Source organism: Mesorhizobium tianshanense (genome assembly GCF_007830515.1).
Classification (GTDB): domain Bacteria; phylum Pseudomonadota; class Alphaproteobacteria; order Rhizobiales; family Rhizobiaceae; genus Mesorhizobium; species Mesorhizobium tianshanense.
In genome coordinates this window covers 35494-60133 of record NZ_VLKT01000022.1, presented here as the reverse complement: position 1 = coordinate 60133, position 24640 = coordinate 35494, and the positions used below count along the sequence as shown (strand labels likewise).

Annotated in this window: 29 protein-coding genes and 1 pseudogene; 18 read left to right on the top strand and 12 right to left on the bottom strand. The window is 63.7% G+C overall.

Annotation, left to right across the window (positions count from 1 at the left end; genetic code table 11):
• Positions 1-21: 21 nt before the first annotated feature.
• Entirely contained in the window at positions 22-444 is a 423-nt protein-coding gene (locus tag IQ26_RS18340) for a metallopeptidase family protein (RefSeq protein ID WP_126036142.1), read from the top strand.
• Positions 445-536: 92 nt separating this feature from the next.
• Here the strand turns inward: IQ26_RS18340 and IQ26_RS18335 are convergent, their stop codons facing one another.
• Positions 537-743 (bottom strand): DUF1737 domain-containing protein, encoded by a 207-nt coding sequence (locus tag IQ26_RS18335; RefSeq protein ID WP_145719771.1) that lies wholly within the window; start codon positions 741-743, stop codon positions 537-539.
• A 26-nt stretch (positions 744-769) separates the two neighbouring features.
• Positions 770-1651: an HpcH/HpaI aldolase/citrate lyase family protein gene (locus IQ26_RS18330; RefSeq protein WP_145719770.1), complete on the bottom strand. Its 882-nt coding sequence runs from the start codon at positions 1649-1651 to the stop codon at positions 770-772.
• 297 nt (positions 1652-1948) lie between these two features.
• Between IQ26_RS18330 and IQ26_RS18325 the strand changes: the two genes are divergently transcribed.
• The 4 genes from IQ26_RS18325 to IQ26_RS18310 are packed head-to-tail and all read left to right on the top strand — an operon-like array spanning position 1949 to position 6964.
• Positions 1949-3505, top strand: a complete 1557-nt coding sequence (locus tag IQ26_RS18325; protein ID WP_145719769.1) for a DUF4153 domain-containing protein — start codon at positions 1949-1951, stop codon at positions 3503-3505.
• 3 nt (positions 3506-3508) lie between these two features.
• Positions 3509-4204, top strand: a complete 696-nt coding sequence (locus IQ26_RS18320) for a response regulator transcription factor (protein WP_145719768.1) — start codon at positions 3509-3511, stop codon at positions 4202-4204.
• Between the two features lie 59 nt (positions 4205-4263).
• Positions 4264-5760 carry an ATP-binding protein gene (locus tag IQ26_RS18315; RefSeq protein ID WP_162458006.1) on the top strand — a complete coding sequence of 499 codons (1497 nt, stop codon included), beginning with the start codon at positions 4264-4266 and terminating at the stop codon, positions 5758-5760.
• A gap of 37 nt (positions 5761-5797) precedes the next feature.
• The gene (locus IQ26_RS18310) at positions 5798-6964 is read left to right on the top strand and encodes an NAD(P)/FAD-dependent oxidoreductase (protein WP_145719767.1); all 1167 of its coding nucleotides are present in this window, start codon (positions 5798-5800) and stop codon (positions 6962-6964) included.
• 100 nt (positions 6965-7064) lie between these two features.
• Here the strand turns inward: IQ26_RS18310 and IQ26_RS18305 are convergent, their stop codons facing one another.
• Positions 7065-7490, bottom strand: coding sequence for a GNAT family N-acetyltransferase (locus tag IQ26_RS18305; RefSeq protein ID WP_145719766.1), 426 nt, complete (start codon positions 7488-7490; stop codon positions 7065-7067).
• Positions 7491-7646: 156 nt separating this feature from the next.
• Here IQ26_RS18305 and leuD point away from each other — a divergent pair, with 156 nt between their 5' ends.
• The 4 genes from leuD to IQ26_RS18285 all read left to right on the top strand — a co-directional run bounded on the left by leuD (position 7647) and on the right by IQ26_RS18285 (position 10497).
• Positions 7647-8252 (top strand): 3-isopropylmalate dehydratase small subunit, encoded by a 606-nt coding sequence (gene leuD, locus IQ26_RS18300; protein ID WP_145719765.1) that lies wholly within the window; start codon positions 7647-7649, stop codon positions 8250-8252.
• A 140-nt stretch (positions 8253-8392) separates the two neighbouring features.
• Positions 8393-8776 carry a RidA family protein gene (locus IQ26_RS18295; protein WP_145719764.1) on the top strand — a complete coding sequence of 128 codons (384 nt, stop codon included), beginning with the start codon at positions 8393-8395 and terminating at the stop codon, positions 8774-8776.
• Positions 8777-9021: 245 nt separating this feature from the next.
• Positions 9022-10125, top strand: coding sequence for a 3-isopropylmalate dehydrogenase (leuB, locus tag IQ26_RS18290; RefSeq protein ID WP_145719763.1), 1104 nt, complete (start codon positions 9022-9024; stop codon positions 10123-10125).
• A gap of 3 nt (positions 10126-10128) precedes the next feature.
• The gene (locus IQ26_RS18285; protein WP_145719762.1) at positions 10129-10497 is read left to right on the top strand and encodes a hypothetical protein; all 369 of its coding nucleotides are present in this window, start codon (positions 10129-10131) and stop codon (positions 10495-10497) included.
• 4 nt (positions 10498-10501) lie between these two features.
• On the opposite strand, the gene IQ26_RS18280 is transcribed toward IQ26_RS18285, so the two are convergent.
• Entirely contained in the window at positions 10502-11191 is a 690-nt protein-coding gene (locus IQ26_RS18280; RefSeq protein WP_145719761.1) for a DUF805 domain-containing protein, read from the bottom strand.
• Between the two features lie 358 nt (positions 11192-11549).
• On the opposite strand from IQ26_RS18280, the gene IQ26_RS41105 reads away from it, so the two are divergent.
• The 3 genes from IQ26_RS41105 to IQ26_RS40455 are packed head-to-tail and all read left to right on the top strand — an operon-like array spanning position 11550 to position 12490.
• Entirely contained in the window at positions 11550-11678 is a 129-nt protein-coding gene (locus IQ26_RS41105; RefSeq protein WP_276316435.1) for a hypothetical protein, read from the top strand.
• 25 nt (positions 11679-11703) lie between these two features.
• On the top strand, positions 11704-12033 hold the full coding sequence (locus IQ26_RS40460) for an IS110 family transposase (RefSeq protein ID WP_240547168.1): 330 nt from the start codon (positions 11704-11706) through the stop codon (positions 12031-12033).
• A gap of 4 nt (positions 12034-12037) precedes the next feature.
• Entirely contained in the window at positions 12038-12490 is a 453-nt protein-coding gene (locus IQ26_RS40455; RefSeq protein ID WP_240547167.1) for a transposase, read from the top strand.
• Positions 12491-12607: 117 nt separating this feature from the next.
• Here IQ26_RS40455 and IQ26_RS18270 read toward each other — a convergent pair whose 3' ends face one another.
• A complete protein-coding gene (locus IQ26_RS18270) occupies positions 12608-14476 on the bottom strand; it encodes a DEAD/DEAH box helicase (protein ID WP_145719760.1) in 1869 nt (622 codons plus the stop codon).
• Positions 14477-14666: 190 nt separating this feature from the next.
• On the opposite strand from IQ26_RS18270, the gene IQ26_RS41100 reads away from it, so the two are divergent.
• The 3 genes from IQ26_RS41100 (at position 14667) to IQ26_RS18260 (ending at position 16470) form a co-directional block, all read left to right on the top strand.
• Positions 14667-14798: a hypothetical protein gene (locus tag IQ26_RS41100; RefSeq protein WP_276316434.1), complete on the top strand. Its 132-nt coding sequence runs from the start codon at positions 14667-14669 to the stop codon at positions 14796-14798.
• A 105-nt stretch (positions 14799-14903) separates the two neighbouring features.
• Positions 14904-15938, top strand: coding sequence for an aspartate-semialdehyde dehydrogenase (locus IQ26_RS18265; protein ID WP_145719759.1), 1035 nt, complete (start codon positions 14904-14906; stop codon positions 15936-15938).
• Positions 15939-16017: 79 nt separating this feature from the next.
• Positions 16018-16470: a GNAT family N-acetyltransferase gene (locus IQ26_RS18260; protein ID WP_145719758.1), complete on the top strand. Its 453-nt coding sequence runs from the start codon at positions 16018-16020 to the stop codon at positions 16468-16470.
• A gap of 3 nt (positions 16471-16473) precedes the next feature.
• Here the strand turns inward: IQ26_RS18260 and IQ26_RS18255 are convergent, their stop codons facing one another.
• On the bottom strand, positions 16474-16881 hold the full coding sequence (locus IQ26_RS18255) for an ACT domain-containing protein (RefSeq protein WP_145719757.1): 408 nt from the start codon (positions 16879-16881) through the stop codon (positions 16474-16476).
• 158 nt (positions 16882-17039) lie between these two features.
• On the opposite strand from IQ26_RS18255, the gene IQ26_RS18250 reads away from it, so the two are divergent.
• The 3 genes from IQ26_RS18250 (at position 17040) to IQ26_RS18240 (ending at position 18910) form a co-directional block, all read left to right on the top strand.
• Complete coding sequence (locus tag IQ26_RS18250) at positions 17040-17945, top strand: bestrophin family protein (protein ID WP_145719756.1); 906 nt, start codon at positions 17040-17042, stop codon at positions 17943-17945.
• A gap of 170 nt (positions 17946-18115) precedes the next feature.
• The gene (locus IQ26_RS18245) at positions 18116-18523 is read left to right on the top strand and encodes a DoxX family protein (protein ID WP_145719755.1); all 408 of its coding nucleotides are present in this window, start codon (positions 18116-18118) and stop codon (positions 18521-18523) included.
• A gap of 123 nt (positions 18524-18646) precedes the next feature.
• Positions 18647-18910: a YMGG-like glycine zipper-containing protein gene (locus tag IQ26_RS18240; protein WP_126036096.1), complete on the top strand. Its 264-nt coding sequence runs from the start codon at positions 18647-18649 to the stop codon at positions 18908-18910.
• 93 nt (positions 18911-19003) lie between these two features.
• On the opposite strand, the gene rpsP is transcribed toward IQ26_RS18240, so the two are convergent.
• The 6 genes and pseudogenes from rpsP to IQ26_RS18210 all read right to left on the bottom strand — a co-directional run bounded on the left by rpsP (position 19004) and on the right by IQ26_RS18210 (position 24619).
• A complete protein-coding gene (rpsP, locus tag IQ26_RS18235) occupies positions 19004-19405 on the bottom strand; it encodes a 30S ribosomal protein S16 (RefSeq protein ID WP_145719754.1) in 402 nt (133 codons plus the stop codon).
• Positions 19406-19516: 111 nt separating this feature from the next.
• On the bottom strand, positions 19517-19843 hold the full coding sequence (locus IQ26_RS18230; RefSeq protein ID WP_145719753.1) for a chorismate mutase: 327 nt from the start codon (positions 19841-19843) through the stop codon (positions 19517-19519).
• A 7-nt stretch (positions 19844-19850) separates the two neighbouring features.
• A complete protein-coding gene (gene ffh / locus IQ26_RS18225; RefSeq protein ID WP_145719752.1) occupies positions 19851-21461 on the bottom strand; it encodes a signal recognition particle protein in 1611 nt (536 codons plus the stop codon).
• 275 nt (positions 21462-21736) lie between these two features.
• Positions 21737-22696 (bottom strand): CPBP family intramembrane glutamic endopeptidase, encoded by a 960-nt coding sequence (locus IQ26_RS18220; protein WP_145719751.1) that lies wholly within the window; start codon positions 22694-22696, stop codon positions 21737-21739.
• A 167-nt stretch (positions 22697-22863) separates the two neighbouring features.
• Positions 22864-23463 carry a DUF1236 domain-containing protein gene (locus IQ26_RS18215; RefSeq protein ID WP_126036085.1) on the bottom strand — a complete coding sequence of 200 codons (600 nt, stop codon included), beginning with the start codon at positions 23461-23463 and terminating at the stop codon, positions 22864-22866.
• 63 nt (positions 23464-23526) lie between these two features.
• Positions 23527-24619, bottom strand: a pseudogene (locus IQ26_RS18210) (zinc-binding metallopeptidase family protein).
• Positions 24620-24640: the final 21 nt, after the last annotated feature.

Below are 24640 nucleotides of genomic sequence, written 5' to 3'. Positions count from 1 at the left end.
GCCGGGATCAAAGGACAAAGCATGGCCCGCATCTACAAGACCCGCACCTGGCACGACCAGCTTTCGCCGTCGATGGAGGAAATGGAGTTCCTGGCGTTGGAGGCTTACGCCCATCTGCCGGAGGATTTTCGCAAGCTGACCGGCGAGATCGTCATCCAGATCGCCGAATTCCCGACCGACGAGATCATGGATGATCTATCGCTGGAAACGCCCTTCGACCTGCTCGGCCTGTTCGAGGGGCGCGGCATCGCCGAGCGCTGGAATCCGCAGACCGGTGAGGGGCCGAACCGCGTCACGCTCTACCGCCGCGCCATCCTCGACTACTGGGCCGAGAACGAAGAGACGCTGGGCGACATCGTCACCCATGTGCTGATTCACGAAATCGGTCACCATTTCGGCCTGTCGGACGACGATATGGAGCGGATCGAAGAAGCGGCCGAATGATAGGCCCCGCGCTTCGTCATCCTGGAGCGGCGCAAGGGGCAAAGCGACGCGGCGCGTAAACCTCAGGATGACGAAGGACGAGCGTGTCAGCCCTACCAATCACTGAGCTTGGTGTCGGGCCCGTAGTCGTGGCCCTCGACATCCTTCACTACGGCCTGGCCGCAGCGCATGCTCTTGGTCTGCTTGTCGTAGGCATAGGTCGGCGAGCCGAACAGGTGCCAGCCCTTGTTCAGCGCCGCCGTCACCTTGTGGCAGAAGCTGGAATCGTCCGGACCGGACAGAAAGCGGTAGAGTTTCATTTTTCATTCCTGTGGTGAATTGCCGATCATGCCCCGATGGCGGCCGCCTTCGCCAGTAGTTTTTCGGCCTGCGCCAGATGCAGCCGCTCGACCATTTTTCCATTCAGCGCGATGACGCCCTTCCCGGCATTTTCGGCAAGCTCGAAAGCCTCCTTCACCGAGCGCGCCTCGGCCACCGCTTCGGCAGATGGCGCAAAGGCCCGGTTTGCGGCCTCGATCTGAGCCGGGTGGATCAGCGACTTGCCGTCGAACCCCATGGCGGCCGCTTCCATACATTCGCGCGCAGAGCCATCTAGGTCTCGAAAATCATTGAAGACACCATCGAGCAGGTCGAGGCCGCCGGCGCGCGCGGCGAGCACCATCTGCATCAGCCACGGTGTAAGATAGCGCCGGTCGGGCGTGGCGAGAATGCCGGTCTCCTTGACCAGATCGTTCGTTCCGGCAACGAAACAGACCAGCCGCGAGGCCGGGTCGCGGCCAAGCTCGGCAATCGGTCCGATGTTGAGCAGAGCCTTGGGCGTCTCGATCATCGCCCATAGTTTCACCTCGTCCGGTGCGAAATTGTCGTCAAGCACGTCGCCGGCCTCGAGGACATTGTGCGGCGTGTCGACCTTGGGCAGCAGGATGGCGTCGGGCTCGCAGCTTGCCGCAGCCAGCAAGTCGTCGGCGCCCCATTCGCTGGAGAGTGGGTTGATGCGCACGACCATCTCGCAGCGCCGGTCGGGGCCATTGGCGAAAATATCAGCCAGCCTTTCCCGCGCGGAAATCTTGTCGGCCGGCGAGACAGCATCTTCGAGATCAATGATGACGACATCGCAGGCCAGCGACGAGATCTTGGCAAGCGCCTTGCCGTTCGAGGCCGGGACGTAGAGCACCGAGCGGCGCGGGCGGTAGGTTTCGGTCGTCATGTCCGATCTATGGCGCTAGCGGCCGGTCGAGGCAAGCCGTCTGGCCCTGCACGAAAACTGCACGGATTCCGGAAAATCTCCTCGGATCCGCCCCGCTGCCTGCATTCCGATCCGCGAAAAGGGCAGCATGCCTAAGCAAACAAGTTCCCGTTGGTCCCTGCCCTACCGGCTCCGTAGCGAAGATTGGTGGCTCGCCGATCCGCCCCGGACGCATCCGTCGGCGACCCTCCTCCCCTTCATCCGCAAGTCTCCACCCCGGTATGCCGGCCGGATCAAAGCCGCTGAGAAAATCCGGTCATGACATCGTTCCTCATGGGCGCGCCGAGCTATTGCGCGCGATTCGGCGTCGCGGCCCTGCTTGCCGCGCTGGCCGATTTCCTCTTCTACGGGCAGCCCGTCGGCATCACGCTTTTCCTGTTCGGCATTACGCTTGCCGCCGCCGTTGCGGCCATCCAGCCTTCGGCGCTCAGCGCCCGCGGTCTATGGCTCGGACTCGGCGCCTTGCTTGTCGCGCTGCTGCCGCTCATTGAAAATGTCAGTGCGCTGTCCGTCGCGATCGGGCTTGCGGCGATGGCCGTCTTCGCGCTTTTGCTGGTCGGCCGGCTGCGGCACGGGCTTGCCCGCATTGCCGGTCAGGTCGCTCTCTTCCTGCTCGCAGCGCCATTTCGGTTCATCCGCGACTTCTTACGCTGGCGCAAGGCGGCGCGGCGGCTTGGCCGGCGGCGCATCCGTCTCGCGGCGATCGCCGTCTGGGTCATGCCGCTGACTCTGGGTGCGGTCTTTCTTGCTTTGTTCGGCGCCGCCAATCCGGTCATCGAACACTGGTTGTCGCTGATCGATCTGTTTGCCTTGCTCGACTTCATCCAGCTGCCGCGGCTGGCCTTCTGGCTGTTCGTGCTTGCCGGCGTCTGGGCCTTCCTGCGTCCGCGCCTGCCGCGCTCTTTCGGCCGCACCGCGCGTCGGGCGCCGCCTGTCCCTGTCGCCGGCGAGGTGCCAACCACAAAACCCGACACTGCAATCGAAGATATCGTCTTCGGCAAGGCCGCGATTCTTCGCGCGCTGGTCGTCTTCAATATCCTGTTCGCGATACAGACCGCGCTCGACGCCACCTATCTGTGGGGCGGCATCGCCCTTCCCGACGGCCTGACCTACGCGGCCTATGCGCATCGCGGCGCCTATCCGCTGATCGTCACGGCGCTGCTCGCCGCCGGCTTCGTCCTAGCGGCGCTGCGGCCGGGAAGTGCACCCTCCAGCGATCCGTTCATTCGCCGGCTGGTCTATCTCTGGGTCGCGCAGAACATCGTTCTGGTCATCTCGTCGATCCTGCGGCTCGACCTCTATATCGGCGTCTATGCGCTGACCTACTGGCGCGTCGCCGCTTTCGTCTGGATGGGGCTGGTGGCGGCGGGCCTTGCCCTGATCATCACCCGTATCGCGCTTGAAAAGTCCAACGAATGGCTGCTTTCCGCCAATCTTCTGACGTTATCAGTGACGCTTTATGCCTGCTCCTTCATCAACTTCGCCGCGCTGATCGCCAACTACAATGTCGAGCACTCATTCGAAATGACCGGCCAGGGCACCCGCCTCGATTTCTGGTACCTGCGTTCGCTCGGCCCCGATGCCTTGCCGGCTCTGGACCGTTTCTTCGAGCACCAGAGCGGGACGGTTGCCGCCAACGATCCCCCCTGGCGCGAACTCGCCGGCCCGCACGGGCGGGACAAGGCCAGTTACCATGCGGGCCAAGAAAACTGGCGCGCCTGGAGCTTTCGCAATTGGCGGCTCCTTCGCACTCTCGACACACGTATCCCGTTCGTGGTTCCTCAGGGCTCCGAACCCTTCGTGCCGGGCCGCTGATCCATGCCGCATAACATCCTGATCGCCGACGATGATCCGCATATCCGCGAAATCATCTGCTTTGCGCTCGAAAAGGCAGGGATGAAGACGGTTGCCGTATCCGACGGTGCCGCCGCATTGCAGGCGGTCGAGCGTCGCGCGCCCGATCTCGTCGTGCTCGATATCGGCATGCCGGAGATGGATGGGCTGGAGGTCTGCCGGCGGCTGCGGCACATGTCGGATGTGCCGGTGCTGTTCCTGTCGGCTCGTGACGAGGAGATCGACCGGGTGCTCGGGCTCGAAATGGGTGGCGACGACTATGTCACCAAGCCTTTCAGCCCGCGCGAGCTGGTCGCCCGCGTCAACGTCATCCTGCGCCGCGCCCGCCCGACAAAGGCGGAACAGGCCGACGACAGGCAATTTTCGCATGGCAGACTGGCTTTGGTGCCGGCCAGCCACGCCGCCAGTTTCGACGGCAAGCGGCTGGTGCTGACCTCGACCGAATTCGCGATCCTGAAAGGATTTCTGGCACGCCCGGCACATGTGCTCGGCCGCGAGATGGTGATGGCAAATGCGTATGCCGGCAACATCCATGTCGCCGACCGCACTGTCGACAGCCATATCCGCAACATTCGCGCCAAGCTGGCGGCGGCCGGCTGTACGGATGCGATCGAGACCGTGCATGGCATCGGCTTCCGGCTGGGCCGGTGCGGCGCGTGACCGCGCAGAAATGGCGGCCGCGCCTCGCCACGATCGTTATTGCCATCCTGATCATGGTGATGGCGCTGCCGCTGGTCGGCCTGTTCTTCTTCCGGCTCTATGAGAACCAGCTGATCCGTCAGACCGAGGCCGAGCTGATCGCGCAAGGCGCCGCCCTTGCCGCCATCTACGCACAAGAGGTCCGCGACGCCGGCATCGCCACCGAAAAGCTTGGCGCGCCCGTGCCTGCCGACAGCGACAATCCGGACTCTCCCTACCGGCCGATCGAGCCGCGCCTCGATCTCGCCTCCGATACCGTTCTCCCGACCCGGCCTGCGCCGACGGCCGCCACCATCGATCCTGCCTTCGCGGCGATCGGCGCGCGGCTGTCGGGCATTCTTGCCGAGACCCAGAAAACCACGCTTGCCGGCTTCCGGCTGCTCGACCCTAGGGGTGTCGTCATCGCCGGCCGCGAAGAGGTCGGGCTGTCGCTCGGCGCTGTAGCAGAGGTTCGCGCAGCACTGGCCGGCCGCTATGCCAGCGCGCTCAGGCTGAGGATCTCGGATGAACCGCCGCCATCGCTCTATTCGGTCAGCCGCGGCACGAAAGTCCGCGTCTTCGTCGCCATGCCGGTTGCTGTCGACAGCAAGGTCGCCGGCGTGGTCTATCTGTCGCGGACGCCGAACAACATCGTCAAGCATCTCTACGGCGAGCGCGGCAAGGTGGTGCTGGCGGCGATCGCCATGCTCGGCGGCACGCTGCTCATCGCCCTTGTCTTCCTGCGCACCGTCAGCCGGCCGATCTACGCACTGATAGAACGCACGAAACGCATCGCCGCGGGCGACCGCGAAGCTATCAGGCCGCTCGACCATCACGGCACGCGCGAGATGGCAGCACTTTCCGACGCTTTTCTCGACATGGCCGAAAAGCTGCATGCGCGCTCGGACAGCATCCAGACTTTCGCCACCCATGTCTCGCACGAGCTCAAATCGCCGCTGACGGCGATCCAGGGTGCGGCCGAACTGCTGCGCGATTCCGGTAGTGCGATGGACGAGGCCGAGCGGCGGCGTTTTTCGGACAACATCGTCACCGACGCCGGGCGGCTCAACCTTCTGGTTCGCCGTCTGCTCGACCTGGCGCGCGCCGAAAATCTCGCGCCCAGCGGCGAAAGCGCGTCGATCGGCACCGCACTGGCGCTGCTGCCGACCGAGGACAGGCTGGCAGTTCGCGTCGAGGCGGGCGGCGATATTGGTCTGCGCATGTCGGCCGAAAACGCGGCAATAGTTCTTGCCAATCTCATCGACAATTCGGCGCGGCATGGCGCGACGCTCGTTTCGATCACAACGGCGAGCGCGGACGGCAAGGCGACGATCCTGGTGAGCGACGACGGCGCCGGCATCTCGCCCAGCAACCGCGGGCGGGTCTTCGAGCCGTTTTTCACCACGCGCCGCGATTCGGGCGGCACCGGCATGGGCCTCGGCATCGTGCTGGCCCTCCTGAAAGCGCATGATGGCACGATCAGGCTGGTTGACTCCGATAGCGGCACGCGCTTCGAGATCATCCTGCCGGCTGCGTGATCGACACGGGCGGTTTGAACCGGAAAGGCGACAGAAAGTGCGCTACGACGTCGTTATCATCGGGGGAGCCATCGTCGGCTCCTCGATCGCCTATTATCTGCGCGAGGAAGGGTTTTCAGGCTCGATCGCGCTGGTCGAGCGTGATCCGCAATTCGCCCATGCGGCAACGACGCTGTCCTGCGCTTCAATCCGCCAGCAATTCTCCATCCCTGAGAACATCCGCCTGTCGCAGTTCACGCTGAAACTGTTCCGGCGACTGAAGGAAGAGTTCGGCGCCGACGCCGATATCGGCTTTCGCGAAGGCGGCTATCTGATCCTGGCCGGCGAGAACGGCCTGCCGATCCTCAAGGCCAACCACGAGGCGCAGATGGCCGAGGGCGCCGATATCGTGCTTGAGGACGCGGAGGCGCTCGTCCGCCGGTTTCCGTGGCTGTCGGCGGAGGGCATCACCGCCGGCGCCTATGGCCGCAGCGGCGAGGGCTGGTTCGACGCGCACGCGATGCTGACGCTGTTCCGCAAGGCGCTGCGGGGCAAAAACATCGATTTCATCACCGCTGATGTCACCGGCATCGAACGGCAGGGCGACCGTGTTACCAGCGTCGGCCTCGACAATGGCGAGCGACTCGAGGCCGGCATCGTCGTCAACGCCGCCGGGCCGAATGCCGGCAAGGTTTCCGCCATGGCCGGACTGGCGCTGCCGGTGGAACCGCGCAAGCGCAACGTCTTCATCTTCGAGGCGCGTGAGAAATATGACGACATGCCGCTGCTGGTCGATCCGAGCGGCATCTATGTCCGGCCGGAAGGCTCGGTCTACATCACCGGCGGCGCCGAGCCGGAAGAGGGCGACGGTCCCGCCGACCCCGGTGATTTCGAGCCGGACTGGCCGTTGTTCGAAGAGGCGATCTGGCCGGTGCTGGCGACCCGCATTCCCGCCTTCGAGGCGATCAAGCCGACACGCGCCTGGGCCGGGCATTATGACTACAACACGCTCGACCAGAACGCGGTGATCGGCCCGCATCCGCAGGTGCAGAATTTCCTCTTCGCCAATGGTTTTTCCGGACACGGCCTGCAGCAGGCGCCGGCTGTCGGCAAGGCGCTGGCCGAGCTGATCGTGCATGGCGGCTACCGCACGGTGGACTGCTCGGCGTTTGGGTACAGCCGTGTCGCCGAAGGGCGGGCGTTCAGGGAATTGAATGTGATCTAACAACAACGGCGCCGCGACGGTCCTCTTTGGTGCCGGCGGGACAGAGGGGGCGCGAAGGATCGCGACAGGCGGTGCCGCGGTACAAAGGCCTAGGCAGCCGTCAGCGTTCTCGGCCGAACCAGAATGCGTCGGCCATGCGCGTCATGCCGATTCGTTCGTAGAAGCCGACGGCGTCGGGCATCGAAATGAGGGCGATGGCGACCGACGGCCCCAGTTGTCGGCGGGCTTCGTCGAGCAGGCCCTTGCCGATGCCGAGCCCTTGTGCCGATTGGGAAACGGCGAGCTCGGAAACGTAGCACACCCAGGAAAAGTCGGTGACGCCGCGCGCGACACCGACCAGTGGCCTGCCCGGCGCATCGCGGCGCGCGGTCAGCACCATATCCGCGCTGGCAAGCATCGCCTTCAAACGGGCTTCGTCATCGACGGGACGGTTGGCGCCCAGGCCGGATTCCACCAGCACGCGGCGGAACTCGGCTGTGTCGAGGTCTGGCTCGCTGGCGCAGAGGATTTTCGATCGTGTTGTCATGCCGGCCAAGGTGCACCATAGACCGCCGGTTTTGAAGCCGCTCTATTCCGCTCTCGTGTGCCATGGATCAAAACAGCCGCCTTTTATTTGCCCGCAGCTTTGTGTAAACCGGGCGCCGACATATCCCCCGCAGCGAAAAGAAGACGGGCAACGACCATGGAAAAATTCACCAAGCTCACCGGCGTCGCCGCACCGATGCCGATCGTCAATGTCGACACCGACATGATCATCCCCAAGGATTATCTCAAGACGATCAAGCGCACCGGGCTCGGCAGCGGGCTGTTCGCCGAGATGCGCTACAAGGACGACGGCTCGGAAAACCCGGATTTCGTGCTCAACAAGCCGGCCTACCGCAAGGCGCAGATCCTGGTCGCCGGCGACAATTTCGGCTGCGGCTCGAGCCGCGAGCATGCGCCGTGGGCGCTGCTCGATTTCGGTATTCGCTGCGTCATCTCGACCTCGTTCGCCGACATTTTCTACAACAACTGCTTCAAGAACGGCGTGCTGCCGATCACCGTCAGCCCGGAAGACCTGGAAAAGCTGATGGACGATGCCTCGCGCGGTTCCAACGCGACGCTGTCGATCGATCTCGAAGCCAAGGAGATCCGTGGGCCGGATGGCGGTGTGGTCAAATTCGACCTCGACGACTTCAAGCGGCACTGCCTGCTCAACGGTCTTGACGACATCGGCCTGACCATGGAGAAGGCCGGCGCCATCGCCTCGTTCGAGAAGAAGAACGCCGAGCTGCGTCCCTGGGCATAACCGGCGCCCGCACGGCCGGTCGCGTCGCTTCGCTCTTTGCTCCGCCCCAGGATGAGGATGACGCGAAGGCTTCGGCCCGCCTCTGGCCCGTGGCCGGATCGGTTCGTTTCCAAGACATCGCGACGCTTTGCGAGGGGCCCATGCGAAAACTGATGTCCACCGGCTCGCCTTTCGAGAAAACCGCCGGCTATTCGCGTGCGGTGGTGCAAGGCGACTGGTGTTTCGTGTCCGGAACGACCGGCTACGACTATGCGACCATGTCGATGCCGGAGACGGTCGAGGCGCAGGCGCGCAATTGCCTGGCGACGATCGCCAAGGCGTTGCAAGACGGCGGCTTCGAGATGGCCGACGTGGTGCGGGCGTGTTACTACATCACCGACGCAGCCTTCGTGGATATGGTGTTCCCGATCCTGGGCGAGGCCTTCGGCGCCATCAGGCCGGCGGCGACGATGATCATCTGCCAACTCAACAAACCGGAAATGAAGATCGAGATCGAAGTGACAGCGCTCAGGCGCACGGCCTGAGTGCAGCTGCGGTGCAGAAGCTTGCGCGATGTCGGCAAGACAGAGGGGCGCGAAGGATCGCCAAGATGCTCTGAACCAAACGCTTGCGCATAACCCGCTTGGCGTTTAGCAAGGCCGCGGCTCACTACTGCGCCGCGCGTCTTTTTTTGGACGCGCAAAGGACGCTGTAGAATTTGGTTCTGCGCATGATCCTTTCCGAAATCGATTCCGATTTCGGGGTCATGCGCTACATTAGGACGGCTCTGATGGCTTCAAAAAATCTTCTCCTGCTCGCCGGCGACGGCATCGGCCCCGAGGCCATGGCCGAGGTGAAGAAGCTGATCGCCGCCATGAACGACAAGCTCGGCAGCGATTTCGTCACCGACGAGGGGCTGGTCGGTGGCTGCGCCTATGACGCGCATGGCGCGGCGATTTCCGATGCCGACATGGCCAAGGCGATGGCCGCCGACGCGGTGCTGTTCGGCGCCGTCGGCGGGCCGAAATGGGATGCGGTGCCTTACGAAGTGCGCCCGGAAGCCGGGCTGCTGCGGCTGCGCAAGGACATGGAGCTGTTCGCCAACCTCAGGCCCGCCATCTGCTATCCGGCGCTGGCGGCGTCCTCCTCGCTCAAGCAGGAGGTGGTCGAGGGGCTCGACATTCTGATCGTGCGCGAGCTCACCGGCGGCGTCTATTTCGGCGAGCCGAAGCAGATCGTCGATCTCGGCAATGGCCAGAAGCGCGGCATCGATACGCAGGTCTACGACACGTTCGAGATCGAGCGCATCTCGGGCGTCGCCTTCGAGCTGGCGCGGACACGCAAAAACCATGTGACATCCATGGAAAAGCGCAATGTCATGAAATCAGGCGTGTTGTGGAACGAGGTCGTCACACAGACTCACAAGGCTAGATATGCCGACGTCAAGCTCGACCACATGCTGGCCGATGCCGGCGGCATGCAGCTGGTGCGCTGGCCCAAGCAGTTCGACGTCATCGTTACCGACAATCTGTTCGGCGACATGCTCTCCGACATCGCCGCCATGCTGACCGGCTCGATCGGCATGCTGCCTTCAGCCTCGCTCGGCGCGCCGGATGCCAAGACGAAAAAGCGCAAGGCGCTCTACGAGCCGGTGCACGGCTCGGCGCCCGACATATCAGGCAAGGGCATCGCCAACCCGATCGCCATGATCGCCTCCTTCGCCATGTGCCTGCGCTATTCCTTCGGCATGGTGGCTGAAGCCGACAAGCTCGAAGCCGCGATCGCCGCCGTGCTCGACGACGGGTTGCGCACCAAGGACATCTTGTCCGAGGGCATGACCGAGGTCGGCACCGTCCAGATGGGCGACGCGATCATCGCTAAGTTCCTGGGCTGACAGATGGGCGAGGTGGGTCGCGCCATCGAAAGGGATAATCTTGGCGAGCACGAACGCCAAGCTGACTTTCGCGGCGATCAGCATCTCGCGCCGTTGCTGCAGTTCGTCTGCGAACAATATCAGATCGAGAAGAGCGATCTTTACCTTCTACAGGTGACCCCAGATCAGTTTGAAGTGGGTCTCCTGATCTGGCTTTGGCCCGGCAGAGTGGTTGACTGTGAAATTGCCTATGAAGGATCAGAATTCGAGATTATTGGGACCGAAACGATCCAGGCCCACAAGAAGGGCCTTCGTGGTCACACCGCGAAGCACTTCAAGATCATCGAACACATCGCTTCGAGCGAACACGGCAGTCACAACGCTAAACCCTGACACCCTACGGCACCGGTCCCCACTGGTTTTCACGGGCCTGAGTCGGGATCAGCGCGAAGACCAGGATGATCAGCCAGCCGATCGTCGGAATGAACACCACCAGATAGAACCAGCCCGACAGGCCGATGTCATGGATGCGGCGAACAGTCATGCCGAGACCCGGCAGGAATGTTGCCAGGACGAAAACACCGCAAAGGCCGACCGTCACCACCGCCGATAGATCGCTGTCGAAATTGCCCATTGCGTCGTCGACAAAGAGGCCAATGCCGGCAATCACCAACAGCGAGATCGTCCAGAACAGGCAATAGCCCCAGAACTCCTTGCGGCGGGCGCGGCCGGCGAAGTTGACGTAGTTTTGCGTCAGGCCGCGCCAGAAATAATCCCACAGTCCGGTGGCCTCGGCGGGCTCGCCTCCGGCGGAGCGGCCGAAATGCTGCGGCCGAGGTGCGCTTGCCGCTGACGTATTCCCAGCCAGTGGTGTTGCCGTGGCTGCTGTGGATGTCGTGGCCTGGTCGCGAACCGAAAGGACGTCGCGCGCCTGGCCGCCGCTCGGCTGGAACTCGACGGTCGTCCCCCTCGCAATCGACGCCTCTCGGCGCAGATTTTCGCGCGCGAACGTGTAGCGGTTGCCGTCGGCTCCGGTGATGAAACCAAAACCCTGGTCCTCGTCGTAGTGAAGAACTTCGCCGCGCATGTCCTGCCCACCCCTTGCCCGCGCCTAGACTGTTCAAAGTTCCGGCTGACCGCAAGGGCATGCATGAAAATGCTGCCGGCCCGCCTCCAGCCGCCAATCTCCAAGGGTTGCGATTTGCGTCGTTTCGCTCCTGCTTCGCCCTAGGATTGTTTGAGAAGGATCGGTTAGTTTGGCGGCCGGGACTGCAGGCCCATCACGGCCGGCAGTCCCGGCGGCAGGCGACCGTCCCTAGGATCGGGCAACACCCGACGTCATCAAGGTCCCTGCCGTCTTGTCCGCCATCGCTTGGAGAGTTGATTGGCCGCTGGCTTGCGCCACGCCCGCAAACAATCCGAAGCCTTATAAGGATACCACCAGCATGGCCTTCTTGCATCAACAACCGAAACTGTGCCTCGGCTTCGACATCGCCAAGGACACCATCACCGTCTCGGACGGCACCTCCACCCGCACCATCGCCATCAGCGTCGCGCGATCCGCGCCCTCCTGAAGAGCCACAACATGCCGACCTTGTCGTGTGCGAACCAACCGGAGGCCATGAAGGCCTTCTGCTCGAAGAGTGCCTGCGCGCCGGCATCGCCTGTCATCGCGCCGACACGCTCAAGCTCAAGAGCTACATTCGCTCCTACGGCACGCACGGCAAGAGCGATGCCATCGATGCCGCGATGTTGAGAGCCTATGGTCGCGAGCGCTGGGAAAAGCTGGCCCTTTGGCAGGCTCCAGACCCCGACGAGATGCGCTTGCGCACCTTGGTCAGACGCCGCCAGGAACTCATCGCCATCAGGGGTGCCGAGAAGAACCGGGCTAAGGCACCCTTTCGGCCGCGAGCTCGCCGCCTCCTTTGAGGCCGTGATCGAAGCCGTCGAACACCAGATCCAGGCCATCGAGGCCGCCATCAACCACCTGATCGCCAACAGCAGCACCCTCAGACAGCGCGCAGCCATCTGTACCGCCATGGACAGCCTCGGTCCGATCATGGCCGCCAAGCTGCTCGCCGTCTTGCCCGAACTCGGTACCATGACACGTCGAAAGGCTGCAGCACTTGCCGGCCTCGCGCCTCATCCAAACGACAGCGGCCAAAAACAAGGCTACCGCAAAATCCGCGGCGGACGCCCGAAGGTCAGAAGCACACTCTACATGCCAGCACTGCGTGCGGCCGCAGGCAAGGGCGAGTTCGCCGCCTTCTACAAACGGCTCATTGCCAACGGCAAAAAACCCATGGTGGCAATCGCCGCCGTCATGCGAAAGATCGTCGTCATCCTCAACGCAAGGCTCCGAGACGCTACGATTCCTCAGAGTTGATGACGAGGGGAGGGATGTTTCGGCCAATCTCGAACGTTTGCGATTTGCCACTGAGAGGAATTGGTGACGTTCGCTGTGGATTAGCTTTCAACCTGGCAGAATCACTGTGTCGAGAAACTAAGCCGGCCGCTTCTTCGATTTCTTGTTCTTGGCGGGTCCGGTTTTGTCGAATTTCGGTTTGCCTGCCTTCCCGGCCCAGGGCTTTGCGTCGAACGCGGCGGGGCGCTGATCGGTTGATGGGGCGCGCTTCTCGAATTTCGGCTTGGGAACGTTCTGGTCGAACGTCCGCTTGCCACGGTGCGGCTTTTTGTCGGGCCGCGGTTCCTGGTAGCCGGCTCGCGACAGGTCGGGGGTGCCGTCCAGCCGCTTCACGGCGATGTTGTTCTGCAGCTTGCGGTCCGGCCCGATCGTGGCGAGAAAGCGGTCGGCCCAATCCGCGGCGATCTGCACGAAGGTTTCCTCCGGCTGCATCTTGATGGCGCCGATCTCGCGCTTGCTGATGCCGCCGGTCCGGCACAGCATCGGGATCAGCCAGCGCGGCTCGGCATTCTGCCGGCGTCCCACCGACAGCGAGAACCAGACGCTGTCGCCGAAATCATCGCGGCGGCTTGGCGCCTCGTCGCGACGGGCGGATCTATCTCCAGAGAGCCTGTCGCCTGAGGGCGTGAACGGCGCAACGTCAAGAAGATCCTCGGGCGCCGAGCGGCTGGAGCGGCAGAGACGCACGAAGGCCGCCGCCACCAGTTCGGCGCCACGTTGGTCGAGAAGCGTGTTGACGAAGCCGCGCTCATCGTCCGTCACAGGTTCGCTGAAGACCGGGTCGGCGAGAATTCGCTCGTCGTCGCGCCGAAGGACGTCGTCGGCTGAAGGCGGGCTTGCCCATGTCGCCGCAAGGCCGGCACTTTGCAGCAGCCGTTCGGTGCGCCTGCGGGCATTGTTGGGCACGATCAGCGCGCTGACGCCTTTGCGTCCCGCGCGTCCGGTCCGACCGCTCCGGTGCAGAAGCGTCTCAGGATTGGTCGGCAGGTCGGCGTGGATCACCAGTTCGAGGTTGGGCAGGTCGATGCCGCGCGCCGCCACGTCGGTGGCGATGCAGACTTTTGCGCGGCCGTCGCGCATCGCCTGCAGCGCGTGGCTGCGCTCGTTCTGGCTCAGCTCGCCCGAAAGCGCCACGACGGAAAAGTTGCGGTTGTTGAAGCGCGCGGTCAGGTGATTGACAGCGGCGCGCGTGTTGCAGAACACCAGCGCGTTCTTCGCCTCGTAATAGCGCAGCACGTTGATGATGGCGTTTTCCCGGTCGGCCTGGGCCACGCTCAGCGCCCGGTATTCGATGTCGAGATGCTGCTTCTCCTCGCCGGCTGCCGAAATGCGCACCGCATCGCGCTGGTAGCCCTTGGCCAGCGTGGCGATGGAGCGCGGCACGGTGGCCGAAAACATCAGCGTGCGGCGCTCGGCGGGCGCGGCGTCGAGGATGAACTCCAGATCCTCGCGAAAGCCGAGATCGAGCATCTCGTCGGCTTCGTCGAGCACGACTGCCTTCAGTTCGGACATGTCGAGCGATTGCCGAGTGATGTGGTCGCGCAGCCGGCCGGGCGTGCCGACGACGATATGGGCGCCGCGCTCCAGCGCGCGCCGCTCGGTGCGCATATCCATGCCGCCGACGCATGACGCTATCGCTGCGCCGGTCAGTTCGTAGAGCCATTCCAGCTCCCGCGTCACCTGCAGGGCGAGTTCGCGCGTCGGCGCCACGGCTAGCGCCAGCGGAGCGGCGGCCTGGGAAAAGCGCTCGGCGCCATCCAGAAGAGTCGGCGCCAAGGCAAGGCCGAAGGCGACGGTCTTGCCGGAACCGGTCTGGGCCGAAACCAGCGCATCGGCTTGGCCGAGCTCGGGGGCCAGAACCGCCTTCTGCACCGGCGTCAGATCGACATAGCCGCGTTTTTCCAGCGCCTTTGCCAGCGCAGGAACGATAGCTTCGAAATTGGACATCTCACTCTTTCGGAATTCGCAGTCCGCGCTCGCCTTGGAGCACGCGCCAGGGCCGTACAGCGCCGGCCAAACAATGTTGGCCGTTCGTACTTCGTGCGGCCGTCGTTGTACAGGGTGCGCGAGGAAGCTTCGCCACGATTGACTCTTCACGCAAAGCGCGTAAAAGCCGGCACCGAACAGGACAGCTTCGATGCGCGGCCTTCCAATGGCGCTTTATGCATTCGACTTCCCCGGCCATGGCAGCATGGTTCCCGGGCGGGCGAAGCGCGCGTTCCTGCGTTCGACCAAAATCACGGCCAAAACGACCACTAAAATGGTCTGATCTCCCTTGGCCTGCTCGCCCTCTCCTCGGGTCCGGCCCGGGGCGAGACCCGCACCGGCCGGCGGGTTCTCCAAAACGAGCGGAGAGGGAAGAGGAGATTTTTCGATGGGTTTCAAGATTGCGGTAGTCGGTGCCACGGGCAATGTGGGCCGGGAAATGCTCAACATACTGGAAGAGCGCGGCTTTCCGGTGAGCGAGGTGGTGGCGCTGGCCTCTAGGCGCAGCCAGGGCACGGAAGTGTCGTTCGGTGACCGTACGCTGAAAGTCAAGGCGCTGGATGCTTACGACTTCTCCGACACCGATATCTGCATCATGTCGGCCGGCGGCAACGTTTCGAAGGAATGGTCGCCGAAGATCGGCAAGCAGGGCTGCGTCGTCATCGATAATTCCTCGGCCTTCCGCTACGACCAGGACGTGCCGCTGATCGTGCCGGAAGTGAACCCGGATGCGATTTCCCTGTTCACGCGCAAGAACATCATCGCCAATCCGAACTGCTCGACGGCGCAATTGGTCGTGGCGCTGAAGCCGCTGCACGACTTCGCCACCATCAAGCGTGTCGTCGTCGCCACCTACCAGTCGGTGTCCGGTGCCGGCAAGGAAGGCATGGACGAGCTGTTCACTCAGACGCGGGCCGTGTTCGTCGCCGACCAGGTCGACGTCAAGAAGTTCACCAAGCGCATCGCCTTCAACGTCATCCCGCATATCGACGTCTTCCTCGACGACGGCTTCACCAAGGAAGAGTGGAAGATGGTGGCCGAGACCAAGAAGATGCTCGATCCCAAGATCAAGCTGACGGCGACCTGCGTGCGCGTCCCGGTGTTCATCGGCCATTCGGAAGCGGTCAATATCGAGTTCGAAAAGCCGATCACCGCCGATGAAGCGCGCGAGATCCTGCGCGAAGCCCCCGGCTGCCAGGTGCTCGACAAGCGCGAGGACGGCGGCTACATCACGCCGCTGGAATCGGCCGGCGAGGACGCCACCTTCATCTCGCGCATCCGCGAGGATTCGACCATCGACAACGGCCTGTCGATGTGGATCGTATCCGACAATCTGCGCAAAGGCGCGGCGCTCAACGCTGTCCAGATCGCGGAGCTGCTGATTGAGCGCGGGCTGATCCAGCCGAAGAAGAAGGCGGCTTAGTTTTCGCTCAGCGTGCTGTTCGCTCACGGGCCGCATCGCCGCTGTCGCGGCGGGCTCTCCGCGGGGGCGCCGGACGAGTATGAGCATTGCCGCCAAAGTCGTGCTGCGTCCGGCCATGAGTTCGGATGCAGGCGCCATTGCGAAGATCATGCGGGCGGCGCTTGCATCGTTCGACTGGGTGCCGGTCATGCACACGCCGCCTGAGGACCTGGCTTTCATCAACGGTGTGGTGTTACTGCGGCACCATGTTACGGTCGCCGAGGCTGGCGGGACCATTGCCGGCTTCATCGCCGTCAGCGGCGAGTGGGTGGAACAGCTCTATCTCGGCCCTGGCTGGACCGGCCGAGGCATCGGCAGCCGGCTGCTGACGGAGGCGACCGTCGGTTTGCCGGTCGTGAAACTGTACTGTTTTCAGTCCAACACCGGCGCCCGGCGCTTCTATGAGCGCCATGGCTTTCGCGTGGAGGCTCTCCGCAGCGGCGTGAACAATGAGGAGGGTCTGCCAGATATTTTTTATGTCCGAAGGCGCTGACCTTCAGCCTGTGCTCTCCGCCGCGAGTTTCCGCAGCATATCCATCGCCTCCTCCGCCCGGTCGGCGGGGACGAACAGATGGTCGTGATAAAAGGCCGAGACCGGATTGACGCCCATGCCGGCCGCGGCCAGACGCGTGGTGATGGTGGCGAGGAAGCCCACCGCGTCCAGCGACGAATGGATGTTTAGCGTCACGATCCGGCAGGAAAACACGGCTTCCAGGCCAACGGCCCTGGCTTCCTCTTCACGCACGATCAGCGTCGTGCCCTCGCGCTCGCGAAACAGCATCACCGGATCGAGAGAGTCAGGCACCGGCGCGTCGGGCGGCAGCGTGACGAAGACATGGACGCCGGGACGCAATTCCGGCGTCATCATTGCCAGAAGTTTCTTCAGATCGGTCTCGCCGGCCATCGATTTGCTCCCGAATGTCTTGCGGATCTTTCGATAGCGCGCTCTGCCCCAAGCCGGCAAGACGACATCGCCATGTCGCTGGCGGCTGGGCTTGTGCGTGTATTGCATCGCAAAATGGAACCGATCAGGATCATTGCCGGTCCGTGAAAGGGGTTTCGATGATCGTTCGCCCGCGCCCGGGATTCTTGCATCTGTTCTTCATCATGCGCGGCTCGGTGGTGCCGCGCATCCTGCCGCAGATCTTCGGCTTCGGCGTCTATGGCGCGCTGGTGGTGCTGGCGGTCAGGGCGCTGAGGCTCGATTTCGGCAATGCCGGCCCGGCGCCGTTCGCCTTGCTTGGTGTGGCGCTGTCGATCTATCTCGGCTTCCGCAACAATGCCGCCTATGACCGCTGGTGGGAGGCGCGCAAGCTATGGGGCCAGCTTGTCTTCGACATCCGCAATCTGGCGCGCGCCAGCACCGGGCTGATCGAAAACCGGGTCGAATTGCGCGGCCTGTTGATGGAGGCGATCGCCTTCTGCCACTTCTTGCGCGGTCTGCTCAGGCGGGTGGACGCAACATCCGACGCACGCGCGTTCATCGGCGACGAAGCCGAAAGTGCCGCAAAGCTAGCCAACCCACCCGACGCCATGGTGCGACGGATGGGCGAGCGAGCCGCCGCGCTGTACAAGGCCGGCGCAATCGATGTCATGGGCTACCGCATCCTCGACGAGCGCCTGTCGGAAATCGCCGCAGCGCAAGCCGGTTGCGAGCGCATCATGGGAACACCGCTCCCGTTTGCCTACACGCTGCTCCTGCAGCGCACCGCCTATATCTTCTGCCTGCTGCTGCCGTTTGGGCTCGCCTCGACTGCCGGCTGGGCGACGCCGCTGTTCACGGCGCTGATTGCCTACACCTTCTTCGGCCTCGACGCGCTTTCGGAAGAACTCGAGGACCCGTTCGGCACCGAGGCCAACGATCTCGCTCTCGACGGCCTGTGCCGCGTCTGTGAAATCTCGGTGTTCGAGGCGCTCGGCGAGGCGCCGCCCAAAATGATTCCCGCCGAAAAGTTCTATTTTTCTTAAAGCGCGTCACTTTTGGGCGATATCCATCAGGATTTGCCCCTGTGCGACGCTCACCGCAGCACCGTACACCCAAAAAATCGCAGGCGTGTCGGATCGCGGTCAGGCGCCGCGTCCTTGGTTCGGGTCCTGGCGAAGAGAGCCAGTGCTCGAAACAGCCGGAGGGAACACCAATGACCATTTCTCAAGCATCCGTCACGCCGGGCGCGCTGTGGGCAGGCCGTGGGCTCAGCGCCCTCATCGTGCTGTTCATGATCTTCGACGGCGTCATCAAACTGCCGCCGCTCGATGTCGTTACCCAGACCATGGTGCAGCTCGGCTGGCCGGCCGATCCCAATGTCTCGCGCATGCTCGGTATCATCGGGCTGGTCTCGACCGCGCTCTATGCGGTGCCGCGCACCTCGGTGCTCGGCGCCATCCTGCTCACCTTCTATCTCGGTGGTGCCATCGCGACCCATGCGCGCCTCGGCAGTCCGCTGTTCTCGCACACACTGTTCGGCGTCTATCTCGGCGTCATTCTGTGGGGTGGCCTTTTCCTGCGCGATCCCAGGGTGCGCGCGCTGATCCCGTTCGTCCGATAGGCGATCCGTGCAAACGGAAAATGGTTGACGGCCGCCATTATTCCTCAAAACGGATCAAATTCCGCGTCCGCGCGTTATCGACGCGGCGGGTAGGAGGCGTTTCCCGGTCGGGAGGAACGACAAATGAGAAAGACGATGCTTTTGATGGCCCTGCTGGTGCCGCTCGGTGCTTGCTCGCAGACGGAAAAGGGCGCGGCGGTCGGTGGCCTGGGCGGCGCGGCGGTCGGCGCTGCCGTGGCGGGCGATCCGGTGGAAGGTGCTGTCATTGGTGGCGCTGTCGGCGCCGTCGCCGGCGCGCTGATCGGTCGTGCCAGCGAAAGCGGCCAGTGCCGCTATCGCGATCGCTATGGGCGCGTCTACGTCGCCCGCTGCCCGCAAGGTTACTGATCGGGCCGCGTCGTAGGCCGGACGGAACAGCAAAACGGCGGGCAAGGCGCCCGCCGTTTCGCGTAGGTGATCCACTCGAACAAGCGAGCCGAATTATTCGGCGGTCGCGGCTTCCGCCTCGGCCGGCGCGACTGCCGCGGCGGCAACAGCGGCGGCTACATCTTCCTGCGCCTTCTTCAGAAGAGCGGCGCGCTCCTGCGCCTTCTTGCCGGGCTCGGCCTTTTTGGGGTTGGAGCGAACCTCGCGCTTGGCGATGCCGGCCTCATCGAGGAAGCGCAGCACGCGGTCGGTCGGCTGGGCGCCGTGCGAGAGCCAATGCTTGACGCGGTCGGCGTCGACCTTGACGCGCTCACCGTCCTTGGGCAGCAGCGGGTTCCACGAGCCGAGCGACTCGATGAAACGGCCGTCGCGCGGCGAACGGGCGTCGGCGACGACGACGTGGTAATAGGGACGCTTCTTCGAGCCCGCACGGGCCAGTCGGATTTTCAATGGCATTTCTTTTCTCCTAAAAGCTCTGATTTTCGTTGATCGGGGTTATGGCTGTTGTCTTTGTGCATGTCGTTGCCCCAAAACCGCTCCGCACTTTTGGGCGACATGCACCGGTCCTCAGCCCGTTTTCGTTGCGCCGTTGGATGCGGCGATCTGCTCATGATGCCGGATCACTTCACGGACGACGAAATTCAGGAATTTCTCCGCGAAATCCGGGTCGAGATGCGCGTCCCTCGCCAGTTGGCGAAGGCGGGCGATCTGCTGCTGCTCGCGCGCCGGATCCGCCGGAGGCAGGCCATGCGTCGCCTTCAGCACGCCGACCGCCTTGGTGCAGCGGAAACGTTCGGCCAGCATATGGATGAGCGCTGCGTCGATGTTGTCGATCGAGGCGCGGTAGTCGACCAGCGCCGCATAGGCGTCGGCCATGTCCTTTTCTTCGTTCATCGCGCCCTCACTTCTTCTTGCCGAGTCCGGGCAAACTACCGCCAGATCCCGGCAAACCAGGAAGCTTCATGCCGCCGGGCAGCCCAGGCAGGCCGCCACCTCCGGGTAGGCCACCGGGAAGGCCCTTCATGCCGCCGAGACCGGCCGCCTGCGCCTGCTTCTGCAAGGCTTCGAGTTGCTTGGGGTCCATCTTGGACAGGTCCGGCATGCCACCGCCCATCATGCCGCCCGGACCGCCCATGCCGGGCATCATGCCGCCTAGCCCCATCTTCTGGGCCAGGCCGCCCATCATGCCGCGCATCAGGCCACCGCCTTTGCCCTTGCCACCCATCGCCTTCATCATGTCAGCCATGCCGCGATGCATCTTCAGGAGCTTGTTGATCTCGGCCGCATCGGTGCCGGAGCCGGCGGCGATACGTTTCTTGCGCGAGTGCTTCAGAATATCGGGGTTGGCGCGCTCGGCCTTGGTCATCGACGAGATGATGGCGAGCTGGCGGCCGAACATCTTGTCGTCGAGACCGGCGGCAGCCATCTGGTCCTTCATCTTGCCCATGCCCGGCATCATGCCCATGATGCCGCCCATGCCGCCCATCTTCGACATCTGCTGGAGCTGGCCGGCAAGGTCGTTGAGGTCGAACTTGCCCGACTGCATCTTCTTGGCCATCGCCGCCGCATGTTCGGCGTCGATGTTTTCGGCGGCTTTTTCGACGAGGCTGATGATGTCGCCCATGCCGAGGATGCGGTCGGCGATGCGCTTGGGATGGAATTCCTCCAGCCCGTCCATCTTCTCGCCCGTACCAATCAGCTTGATCGGTTTGCCGGTGACGGCGCGCATGGAGAGTGCCGCACCACCACGGCCGTCGCCATCCATGCGGGTCAGCACCAGGCCGGTGATGCCGACGCGCTCATCGAAGCTTTTCGCCAGGTTGACGGCGTCCTGGCCGGTCAGCGAATCGGCGACCAAAAGGATTTCGTGCGGCGACGACACCTTCTTGATGTCGGCCATTTCGACCATTAGCGGCTCGTCGATGTGAGTGCGGCCAGCGGTGTCGAGGATGACGACGTCATGGCCGCCGAGCTTTGCCGCCTGCACGGCACGGCGGGCGATGTCGACCGGCGTCTGGCCGGCGACGATTGGCAGCGTGGCGACCTTGACCTGCTCGCCGAGTTGCCGGAGCTGCTCCTGCGCGGCGGGACGCCGCGTGTCGAGCGAGGCCATCAAGACCTTCTTGTTCTGACGCTCGGTGAGGCGCTTGGCGATCTTGGCGGATGTCGTCGTCTTGCCCGAGCCCTGCAGGCCGACCATCATGACGACCACCGGGGCCGGTGCGTTGAGGTCGACGGCGACGCCCTCGGCGCCCAGCATCTCGACCAGTTCGTCATGGACGATCTTGACGACCATCTGGCCGGGCTTGATCGACTTCAGCACGGCGGCGCCAACGGCCTTCTCGCGCACCTTGTCGGTGAAGGGACGCACCACTTCCAGCGCCACGTCTGCCTCTAGCAGCGCACGCCGCACCTCGCGCAGCGCCGCCGAGACATCGGCCTCGGACAGAGCGCCGCGGCCGGTCAGGCCATTCAGGATCGAACCAAGACGTTCCTGTAGCGATTCAAACATTCTTTTTCCTTTTCCCTGGCACCCGGATGGTGCCCGAGAGGTAATGCGTTCGCGCCCAGTGTCCAAGCAAGAGCCAAAGCCAAAAAGCACCCGGGGGCGCACAGCGCTGCCGGATGTTGGCCTCCAGGATCGATTTACAGCACGTCACCTCAAAGAGGCTTCGGCGTCCTGGTCGGCTTGCTCGGAGGGATACTCGTCGCGGAATTCGCAGCGTGTAGACAGGAAATCGGCCGCGAAGTCAAGCTGCGGGCCGAATACGGTCGCTGCAACACAGCTTAATCGGCCGGCAAGCTTGATCCGCCGGGGTGCGAAATATCCGGCTCGACCTTCAGCGGCGAGCGCGGATGAAGCAGCAGCAGGATCGTCAACAGGCTGCAGACGATGCCGATCGCCGCGATGAGGACGGCGTCAAGCGTCGTCCAGCCGGGGCCTTCGAGCGGCTTGGCGTTGAACAGGGCGAACGAATTATAGGTCTGCTGGTGCGAAATCAGCAGGAAGCCGGTCAGGTTGTTGCCGAGATGGGCGCCGAAGGCAGCACCGAGATTGCCCGTGGCATAAACCACAAGCGTCAGCAGCAGCGCAAAGGCGGCGATCGAGGCCAGCACGCAGGCGTTGATGGCAGCCGTCGAGCTTGGACTCCAGTGCATCGAAGTGAACAGAAGCCCTGGCAGCAGCGCCCAGATGAGGGGATTTTGAAACCGATTGGCCAGGCCCCTCAAGAGATAGCCGCGGAACAGCACTTCCTCGGACGAAGTCTGCAGCAGGGTCAGCACAACGATCGGGATAAGAAACAGCAGCCAGGACGACAGGCTGATCGCACCGCGCGCAATGTCGGGCTGCAAGAAATAGAGCAGGACCTCGGAGAGCAGCGATGTGAGCAGCACCGCAGCCAGCCCCCTAAGGAATCCCGAGCGCGAAACCCCGCAGCTGGTGCCGATCAGCGCCATCAGCGGCTCGCGATGGACCCAGCGCATGGCAGCCCACAGGCCGATCCAGATGCCGGCAAAGGAGGCGAGCGCGACAAGAATCCCGGCGGGCGACGCCATGAAATCCTGCACCGTACCCGATGATGCCTGCCAAAGCGCGAAAAGATAGGAGCCGCCGATCAGCACGACCATGGTCGTCGCGACCCAGAACAGGGTGACGGTCGCCGCTCCGAGCAACAGGCGCGGCAAGGTCGTCTTGGCGTTGGGAGAGCGCCGGTAACGCTCGAAGGCATCTGGATCGATCGTCACGCGGGTTCACAGGCTGGTGCTTCGGTTTGGATGATCTATGTGATCGGCATCTTCCGCGCAATCTCCCTGTCCGAGCAACGACGCCGGACCACTCGGGTTATGACAATGTCCGATGGCGGCGACCGCCGGTGGCACGTGCCCGGCGGTCGCCCTGTCGGTTGGCGGTGTCAGCGCTCGACGTACATGATGCGTCGGGTGCCCGGATCGACCAGCGCCGGTTGGTCGTTCACATAGACATAGCGGTAGTCGTAGTCCGGAATCTCCCGCAGCTCGACGGTATCGGGCAAGATCGCGCCGGGAACCACTTCGCCCTCGAGATAGACCGGGTCGAGCCGGTTCGTGTCGATGTAGGTGCGAACTTCTGCCGGCGGACGCCTGATGGGCTCGATCGGCTCGGCGGAAACGATTGTTCCGGTATAAGTGTCGGAATACTCGCTGTCGGCGGGCGCTTCAACGATGGAAATCTCGGCGTCGGCCGGGCGCCGGGTCAGAACGACCTCGTTGCCGCCGAAATCGGCCGTCACGTAATCGGAATAGATCCAGCCCTGGCCATTGGCCTCGGCAATGGTGCACCATTTGCTGTTTTCGATGCAGCCCTCGAGCGTTGCCGACTGGCCTGCGGCCAGCGTGCCGATGACCGGGTATTGCGGGCCGGGGCCGGCGCGCACGTTGAGATCGGCGACGGCCGAGACGGCGGTTTCGGCCAAGGCCGCGCCCGACATGGCGACAAGCGCTCCAGCGACGGCGGGAAGCAGTATGCGGTTCATGATTTCGCTCCGTTTTCGTAATCCCTCGCGAACGAAAACGAAACAAGACCTCATGCGTTCCGGCTAAAATGCCTCGGCCGGCTCACGTTTTATTCCAGTTTCTTTCGCCGCCGTTCAGGAGTCCGTGGACGAAAGTCAGCTTTTGCGCGGTCACCTCCGAGATGACGAAAGGATAGAGGTCGGGCAGGCCCATGCAGCGGTTGATCGAGTTGGAGGCTTCCGACAGCACCAGCCAGCGGGCGAGAATCCTTTCGAACGGTTCGGGAACGGCGACAGGTTCCGACGGCGCCGCCTGCAGCTCGCCGCCGGTGTCGCTGTGCGGCAGCCCGTTGGCCTCCACGGTTTCCAGCCGGCCGAGCGGGAAATTCAGCGCATGCACCATCTCCAGCGTGTCGGTGATGTGCAGATGGTGCGCCCATGTCTCAGCCCAGTCCTCCCAGGGATGGGACGTGGCATAGGCCGAAATGTGGCCCTGCTGCCAGTCGGGCGGCGCGCCATTGGCATGGTAGGTCTTGAGCGCCTGCTCGTAATCGGCGCGCTCGTCGCCGAACAGTGCGCGGAAGGCGACAAGCCGCTGCGGGTCGTCGCGGATCAGGCGGTCCCAGTAATAGTGGCCGAGCTCGTGGCGGAAATGGCCGAGCAAAGTGCGGTAGTTCTCGCCCATCTCGACGCGCCGCTTTTCGCGCTCGGACGAGTCCGCCTCGGCGACATTGAGTGTGATCAGACCATTGTCATGGCCGGTCAGGATACGCTCGCCGCCCGGACCGCCGATCGGATCGGCGAGGAAGTCGAAGGCGAGGCCGGCTTCGTCGCCGGCGCTCTGCTTGGGTGCGACCGGCAATCCAGCAGCGAGCAGTGAATAGATGGCTCGCTTCTTTGCCGCTTCGACGCGGATCCAGCGGCGGCGGTTGCCATCGACCGAAAGGTCGGGGATCAACTGGTTCAGCATGCAGGCGCGGCAGAAGGCATGGCCCGGTTCCGCCATCCAGTTGCAGGCGCACTCGTCGGCATTGGTGCATTGGAAAACGCCGTCGGCGCCGGACAACGCGAAGCGCCCATGCCAGGGATCGTAGAGCACGGAGCTGGCGCAGTTCAGGCACTGGGCGTTCTCGAAATAGAGGCGGTGGCCGCAATGCGGGCAATCGAAGAGCTTCATGTCAGTCTCAAATCATCAGGC

What these genes read in the sequence shown, in the direction of transcription:
- IQ26_RS18340 (WP_126036142.1), top strand. Translation starts at nt 22, where the DNA reads ATGGCCCGCATCTACAAGACCCGCACCTGGCACGACCAGCTTTCGCCG.
- IQ26_RS18335 (WP_145719771.1), bottom strand. Translation starts at nt 743, where the DNA reads ATGAAACTCTACCGCTTTCTGTCCGGTCCGGACGATTCCAGCTTCTGC.
- IQ26_RS18330 (WP_145719770.1), bottom strand. Translation starts at nt 1,651, where the DNA reads ATGACGACCGAAACCTACCGCCCGCGCCGCTCGGTGCTCTACGTCCCG.
- IQ26_RS18325 (WP_145719769.1), top strand. Translation starts at nt 1,949, where the DNA reads ATGACATCGTTCCTCATGGGCGCGCCGAGCTATTGCGCGCGATTCGGC.
- IQ26_RS18320 (WP_145719768.1), top strand. Translation starts at nt 3,509, where the DNA reads ATGCCGCATAACATCCTGATCGCCGACGATGATCCGCATATCCGCGAA.
- IQ26_RS18315 (WP_162458006.1), top strand. Translation starts at nt 4,264, where the DNA reads ATGGCGCTGCCGCTGGTCGGCCTGTTCTTCTTCCGGCTCTATGAGAAC.
- IQ26_RS18305 (WP_145719766.1), bottom strand. Translation starts at nt 7,490, where the DNA reads ATGACAACACGATCGAAAATCCTCTGCGCCAGCGAGCCAGACCTCGAC.
- leuD (WP_145719765.1), top strand. Translation starts at nt 7,647, where the DNA reads ATGGAAAAATTCACCAAGCTCACCGGCGTCGCCGCACCGATGCCGATC.
- IQ26_RS18295 (WP_145719764.1), top strand. Translation starts at nt 8,393, where the DNA reads ATGCGAAAACTGATGTCCACCGGCTCGCCTTTCGAGAAAACCGCCGGC.
- leuB (WP_145719763.1), top strand. Translation starts at nt 9,022, where the DNA reads ATGGCTTCAAAAAATCTTCTCCTGCTCGCCGGCGACGGCATCGGCCCC.
- IQ26_RS18285 (WP_145719762.1), top strand. Translation starts at nt 10,129, where the DNA reads ATGGGCGAGGTGGGTCGCGCCATCGAAAGGGATAATCTTGGCGAGCAC.
- IQ26_RS18280 (WP_145719761.1), bottom strand. Translation starts at nt 11,191, where the DNA reads ATGCGCGGCGAAGTTCTTCACTACGACGAGGACCAGGGTTTTGGTTTC.
- IQ26_RS41105 (WP_276316435.1), top strand. Translation starts at nt 11,550, where the DNA reads ATGGCCTTCTTGCATCAACAACCGAAACTGTGCCTCGGCTTCGACATC.
- IQ26_RS18270 (WP_145719760.1), bottom strand. Translation starts at nt 14,476, where the DNA reads ATGTCCAATTTCGAAGCTATCGTTCCTGCGCTGGCAAAGGCGCTGGAA.
- IQ26_RS41100 (WP_276316434.1), top strand. Translation starts at nt 14,667, where the DNA reads ATGCGCGGCCTTCCAATGGCGCTTTATGCATTCGACTTCCCCGGCCAT.
- IQ26_RS18265 (WP_145719759.1), top strand. Translation starts at nt 14,904, where the DNA reads ATGGGTTTCAAGATTGCGGTAGTCGGTGCCACGGGCAATGTGGGCCGG.
- IQ26_RS18260 (WP_145719758.1), top strand. Translation starts at nt 16,018, where the DNA reads ATGAGCATTGCCGCCAAAGTCGTGCTGCGTCCGGCCATGAGTTCGGAT.
- IQ26_RS18255 (WP_145719757.1), bottom strand. Translation starts at nt 16,881, where the DNA reads ATGGCCGGCGAGACCGATCTGAAGAAACTTCTGGCAATGATGACGCCG.
- IQ26_RS18250 (WP_145719756.1), top strand. Translation starts at nt 17,040, where the DNA reads ATGATCGTTCGCCCGCGCCCGGGATTCTTGCATCTGTTCTTCATCATG.
- IQ26_RS18245 (WP_145719755.1), top strand. Translation starts at nt 18,116, where the DNA reads ATGACCATTTCTCAAGCATCCGTCACGCCGGGCGCGCTGTGGGCAGGC.
- IQ26_RS18240 (WP_126036096.1), top strand. Translation starts at nt 18,647, where the DNA reads ATGAGAAAGACGATGCTTTTGATGGCCCTGCTGGTGCCGCTCGGTGCT.
- rpsP (WP_145719754.1), bottom strand. Translation starts at nt 19,405, where the DNA reads ATGCCATTGAAAATCCGACTGGCCCGTGCGGGCTCGAAGAAGCGTCCC.
- IQ26_RS18230 (WP_145719753.1), bottom strand. Translation starts at nt 19,843, where the DNA reads ATGAACGAAGAAAAGGACATGGCCGACGCCTATGCGGCGCTGGTCGAC.
- ffh (WP_145719752.1), bottom strand. Translation starts at nt 21,461, where the DNA reads ATGTTTGAATCGCTACAGGAACGTCTTGGTTCGATCCTGAATGGCCTG.
- IQ26_RS18215 (WP_126036085.1), bottom strand. Translation starts at nt 23,463, where the DNA reads ATGAACCGCATACTGCTTCCCGCCGTCGCTGGAGCGCTTGTCGCCATG.